Consider the following 5,413-nt stretch of genomic DNA (forward strand, 5'->3'; position numbering starts at 1 on the left):
CGCTCTACACCAGAGAGAAGGGAGTCTACCTGGAACTTGGAGATGCCAAGAAGACCCTTCAAGAATTGATTGCCGGGATCAACTCCTGTCATACCAAAGGCAATGTAAGCAAGGCTGACGAAGAGAAGGGCGCAGCGGCCGTTCTATCTAATGCCAAAGATGTGATTATTGTGCCCGGTTATGGTATGGCATTGGCACAGGCTCAGCATCAAGTGAAGCAGCTTGCCGATTTGTTGGAAGACAAGGGCGCCAGAGTCCGCTTTGCAATTCACCCCGTAGCAGGTCGTATGCCTGGACACATGAATGTTCTATTGGCCGAAGCGGATGTTCCTTATGACAAATTGTTTGAGATGGATGCCATCAATGACGATTTCAAAGATACGGATGCTGTTGTGGTGATTGGGGCAAATGACGTGCTCAACCCTGCTGCACGAGATGCGGAAGGTACTCCTATCTATGGTATGCCGGTCTTGAATGTGGACAAAGCCCCGGAGGTTATTATCTGCAACTTCGACCTCAATCCCGGTTATGCAGGTGTCGAAAACCCGCTCTACACCAGAGAGAAGGGAGTCTACCTGGAACTTGGAGATGCCAAAGAGTCATTGCAAAAGATTATTGGTCAGATAGTGTAATAGGTTTTATTACACAGTGAGCTGACATTTATCAGTGTTTATAGTAAGGGAGGTACATCTTATTGAGAATAGGATGTGCCTCCTTTTTCTATTGGTCCTCATGTTTTCTTATAACCTTGTAAAATAATTTGTAGGAGGATGTGGAGTATCATAGATCCGGCATTGAAGTTATTATTGGTGTTGTGTAAAACTTGATGATATTGTAAAAGATATTTCAATTTATTTAGTTGTTGGCACTTTCTTTACTGTCCTCTTTGCTTTTAGAATAGCGCATGTCTAATAGTCTTTCTATGTCAAAAGTATTCAAAGATGTGATTTTTGCTTTTTTAAATTGATAGTACGCTTTCGTATTAATCAAAGTCTTTTACTAACTTTGTATTCAAAATTTGTATAAATTATTACACTATCGATGAAACAAGTGGCTGAATTAGTAGGAGCTTCCAAACAGTATAAGAGCGGAGACGATATAATTACTGCTTTGGACAGAACTACACTTTCAATAAATAAGAATGAACTTACGCTTATTCTTGGTCCCTCGGGCTCGGGCAAAACAACATTGATATCATTACTGGGTTGTGTGATTTACCCGACGGAGGGTGATATTATTATTCTTGGAAAGTCGACGGCTGAATTATCTCCAAATGAATTGGCAAAGCTTCGTTTGGAGCACATTGGTTTTGTTTTCCAAAATTTCAATCTTATCCAACCACTTAATGCCTTAGAAAATGTTATGCTGCCTTTGAGGTTGATGGGATGTTCGAGAATAGAAGCGAGGGAGCGAGCATGTGAGGCTCTTGCCAAAGTTGGACTTCAAGATCGCATGAATAATCTTCCAAAAATGTTAAGTGGAGGCCAGCAACAACGGGTAGCAATAGCTCGTGCGCTTGTGACGGATCCTTCAATGATTCTTTGTGATGAGCCTACTGCCGCTTTGGATAAGGATAGCATATCTCGTGTGATGGATGAATTGCGTTTGTTGTCGCAAAAAGGTAAGGCAATTGTTATAGTTACGCATGATGAGCGACTCAGAGAATATGCTGATAGGGTAATTTATGTCTCCAATGGTATCGCCACAGAGACTCCTCCAGAGGATCATATTGTTTAATTGTAAAGATTTATAGACAGCCCCGAAGAGTTTATACCATATTTGGTAGAGGGGGTCTTCGTAATATTTAATAGTCAACTTTGATAATGAAAAAGTATTTAATTGCCGGGTTAGGAATATTGGGGCTTTTGACATTCTCCATGACAGGTTGTAAAGGGAAAAAAGATAAGTCTGTCGAATCTTGTTCCTCTTATGTAATCCCTGATAGTATTACTACCATTCAAGCTATTGGGCGTATACAGCCTATGGGTGGTACAATCAAGCTTAGCAGCGAAGTATCGGGGATCATTGATCATATATACATAGCTTCGGGCGATACGGTCCAAAAAGATCAGCTTTTGATAAGCATGGATCCAAGCATTGCGAAATTAAATTTAAAAGTCTCAAGGCAGAAGTTGGAACAGGAAGAGAGCAACTTGAGAATTTCTGATTTGAATATAAAGAAGAGTGAACTTAGTTTGAATGAGGCAAAACATAACTATGAAATCGCAAAAAGACTCTTTGATAAAGGTGCTGAGACTCGTCAAAATATGATTGATCGAAAAAATGAGTTTAATCAGAAAGGGCTTGAGCTACAAAAAAATTTACAGGAGAGAGAGATTACTTTAAAAACAATTGGGGAACTTCGAGAGTCTGTGCAGATAGCTCAAGAAAATATGTCCAAATGTCAGATAAGAGCTCCTAAGAGTGGTGTTATATTAGATGTGAGTGCCGTTGTTGGTAATACGATCAAAGAGTATGAAGAGCTTGCTCTTATGTGTCCTAATGAGCCTATCGTGGTGGAAGCAGAAGTAGACGAGCTTTTTTCTAATCGTCTTAGATTAGGAGACAAAGTATCGGTTCATAATGTAGGATATAGTCAAGTTGTAGCGACCGGAAAGATTATACAGATGTCAGACTTTTTGACTCAAAAGACTCTTTTTTCGGGTTTAAACTCTGAGCAACAAGATAGCCAGATTAGGAAAATCAAGATTATGTTGGACGACCAGAGCCATCTGCCACTTATAGGATCAAAGGTAACTTGTGATATTCTAATTTCACAAAAGAACAATAAATGATTTGCCATGTTACTAACCGCCATCAAATTTATGCGTTATGAGAAATCCAAGAGTATTGGTATTACGATTGGTATTGTCATTTCTATCTTTCTTATAGGACAGCAGCTCAGTACGCTCAATTTTTTAAAGTCTTTGATGTGCTCAATATCAACTCATACCAATCGTGAATTGGCCGATATATGGGTTATTACCGACCAGTCTACCAATCTCAATGCGGTTACCCCTATCAATAGTAGTCTGGTAAATGAGTTAAAGAGTATTGATGGAGTTGAAGAAACTTTTCCAGTAGTATATGCTACTACGATGATGAAATTTTCTAATGGCCAATTTTCAAGTGTCTTATTGATAGGTAGTGAGGATCCTATATTGATCTTACGTCCTAACGGAGATGAAGTGTTGGATGGCAAGGTCTCTAATTTGTCTCATCCCCGATCAATTGCGCTTGACAAACATGACCAAAAAGGATTTAAGCACCCTGTTGATATGGGCATGGATGTGGAATTGAATGGTAAGCATGCCAAAGTTGAGGTGCTTATGAATCATGTCAGAGGTTATGGAGCTTCATTTTGCTATACAAGTCTTAATAATGCCAGAGAGTTTACGGGGATGTCTCCGAATTTAGTGAGTGCAATCATTATAAAGGCAGATAACCATTCCGAGATCTCGGATGTTTGCAATCGTATCAACCGCAGTTTCCCCGGGATTAGGGCATGGGATAGGAATGAACTGGAGAAGCGTACAATCAAGACAATACTACGTGAGTCCAATATGGGGGTAAGTTTTGGTTCTTTGGTCATTTTTGCTGTGATTAGCGGATTCTTTATCATAGGTTTGACTTTATATACCTCAACGTTCGACCGTGTCAAAGACTATGGAACTCTAAAAGCTATAGGTGCTACCAATGGATATATAAGCAGACTGGTACTTTTGCAGGCATTCCTTTATGCTGTGGTAGGCTATGTGATAGCTGTTATACTATTGTTTATGATGAAGTTTGGAGTGGCAAAATCGGGGCTTTCGCTTATTATTCCTCCCGAATTGCTGGTCGAATTGTTTCTTCTGACCACTTTCATTTCTGTTGGTGGATCATTCTTTGCCGTTGCCAAATTGAAGAAGCTCGAACCGGCATCGGTATTCAAATAATTATCTCTTTTTGTTTGTTATGAAAAATATAAGGACAACCATAGGCATAGTTTTATTAATGATAATGTCTGTTTCTTTGATGGAAGGTCAAGAACAAAACAGTCTATCACTCAAGAATGCTATTTCAGATGCATTAAAAGACAACCCATCGATGCTTTCCAAAATACTTTTGGAGAAGTCGGCTTCAATTAAAGTAAATAAACAAAAATTGGATTTGCTGCCAGAACTTAGTCTATCGGCTGGCATCCGGCATAATTTTGATATTGCGGCAACGCCCATCCCGATGAAGTTTATTGATCCTACTTCCGGAAGTGATGAGATTTTTCCCGCTAAGTTTGCAACAAAGAATACGGCAAACTGGGGCATAAACTTCTCATACGATCTTTTTAATCCTGCAAAACTAAAGCTTGTATCTTCTGAGAAAAAACGTGCGGGGTTGAGCAAGGTGGATGTTCTGATTCAGAAAGCAATTTTGACAAATCAGGTTAGAATAGACTATGCCGGTGTATTAATCGCTCAGAAACAATTGGCTTATTGCAAATCAGATAGTTTGCATGCTGTAAGAGTCCTTGATTATACCCAAAATAGATTTGCCGAAGGACTGGCCTCAAAGGAAGATGTACTCGTTGCAAAAGAGAATGTCAATGAGATGAAGTTGAGAGGTATATCGGCTAATACAGATTTGCTTTTAGCACAAAATAGATTGCTTTCGGATATTGGATTGGACCCTGAGGAAATACAAAGAGAAAGACTAAATCTAACCGATAGACTTGAAGATTTGATGCTTGATATGCAAGCATTAGATTTGCATCAAAACCACTCTTTGGGAGCAGAGAGAGATTCAATCCAAATGGCCTTATCCAAAGAACAATGGAAGAAGTCAAACATAGCCTTTCTCCCAACTTTGACTTTGGTGGGATTTTATGGTGGTAATTTCTACAACAAACAGCTCAATCTTACTAATTCGGAACATTGGTATAGCAATAGCTATTTGGGTCTCAAACTTTCTTTGCCCATACTTGAGGACTTTGGAAAGAATGAAGACAGAAAAATAGCAAAGCTCAATTATAAAACGGATCAGATTGAGGCTGAAAATAATAGGATTAATCGTGCCAAAGCTCTTGGTGAAAAACAAGCTCAATTGGATAAAGCAAAGAAGGAACTGCTTATTAGAAAAGAAAATGTAACCCTTCATGAAGAGAGGTTTTCTATTCTTAATGAGCAAATGAAAGAGGGGCAGATTTATCCGGCCAAGCTCCAAGAGGGGCTCAAAGATCTACAGAAAAGTCATACGGATTATCTTCAAGCAATTTATAATGTTTTTGTGGCAAATGCCAATCTTGAATTGTCTTGATACTGTCCCAAAAAAGTGTGTAAGACCCAAGACTATTATCTTTGAAAAAATAAAATAAAACAGTAAAACAGTATGGATCTCACACGAGTACAAATTAAAGAAATTATTTCGAATTGTCTGG

5 protein-coding genes are annotated in these 5,413 nt (G+C 38.9%); all 5 read left to right on the forward strand.

The window, feature by feature from the left end:
- Positions 1-632 (forward strand): NAD(P)(+) transhydrogenase (Re/Si-specific) subunit beta (locus ACFO3G_RS00950; protein WP_380077123.1); only part of this gene is annotated, 632 nt, incomplete at its 5' end.
- A gap of 409 nt (positions 633-1,041) precedes the next feature.
- Positions 1,042-1,737: an ABC transporter ATP-binding protein gene (locus ACFO3G_RS00955; RefSeq protein WP_380077125.1), complete on the forward strand. Its 696-nt coding sequence runs from the start codon at positions 1,042-1,044 to the stop codon at positions 1,735-1,737.
- 86 nt (positions 1,738-1,823) lie between these two features.
- The gene (locus tag ACFO3G_RS00960; RefSeq protein WP_380077127.1) at positions 1,824-2,795 is read left to right on the forward strand and encodes an HlyD family secretion protein; all 972 of its coding nucleotides are present in this window, start codon (positions 1,824-1,826) and stop codon (positions 2,793-2,795) included.
- 6 nt (positions 2,796-2,801) lie between these two features.
- On the forward strand, positions 2,802-3,938 hold the full coding sequence (locus ACFO3G_RS00965; RefSeq protein WP_380077129.1) for an ABC transporter permease: 1,137 nt from the start codon (positions 2,802-2,804) through the stop codon (positions 3,936-3,938).
- 79 nt (positions 3,939-4,017) lie between these two features.
- Positions 4,018-5,292, forward strand: coding sequence for a TolC family protein (locus ACFO3G_RS00970; protein ID WP_380077131.1), 1,275 nt, complete (start codon positions 4,018-4,020; stop codon positions 5,290-5,292).
- Positions 5,293-5,413: the final 121 nt, after the last annotated feature.

The organism is Falsiporphyromonas endometrii (assembly GCF_042654485.1).
Taxonomy (GTDB): Bacteria; Bacteroidota; Bacteroidia; order Bacteroidales; family Porphyromonadaceae; genus Porphyromonas; species Porphyromonas endometrii.

Bases quoted from the DNA above. Each gene is read 5' to 3' on its own strand.
- ACFO3G_RS00955 (WP_380077125.1), top strand. From the start codon at position 1,042: ATGAAACAAGTGGCTGAATTAGTAGGAGCTTCCAAACAGTATAAGAGC.
- ACFO3G_RS00960 (WP_380077127.1), top strand. From the start codon at position 1,824: ATGAAAAAGTATTTAATTGCCGGGTTAGGAATATTGGGGCTTTTGACA.
- ACFO3G_RS00965 (WP_380077129.1), top strand. From the start codon at position 2,802: ATGTTACTAACCGCCATCAAATTTATGCGTTATGAGAAATCCAAGAGT.
- ACFO3G_RS00970 (WP_380077131.1), top strand. From the start codon at position 4,018: ATGGAAGGTCAAGAACAAAACAGTCTATCACTCAAGAATGCTATTTCA.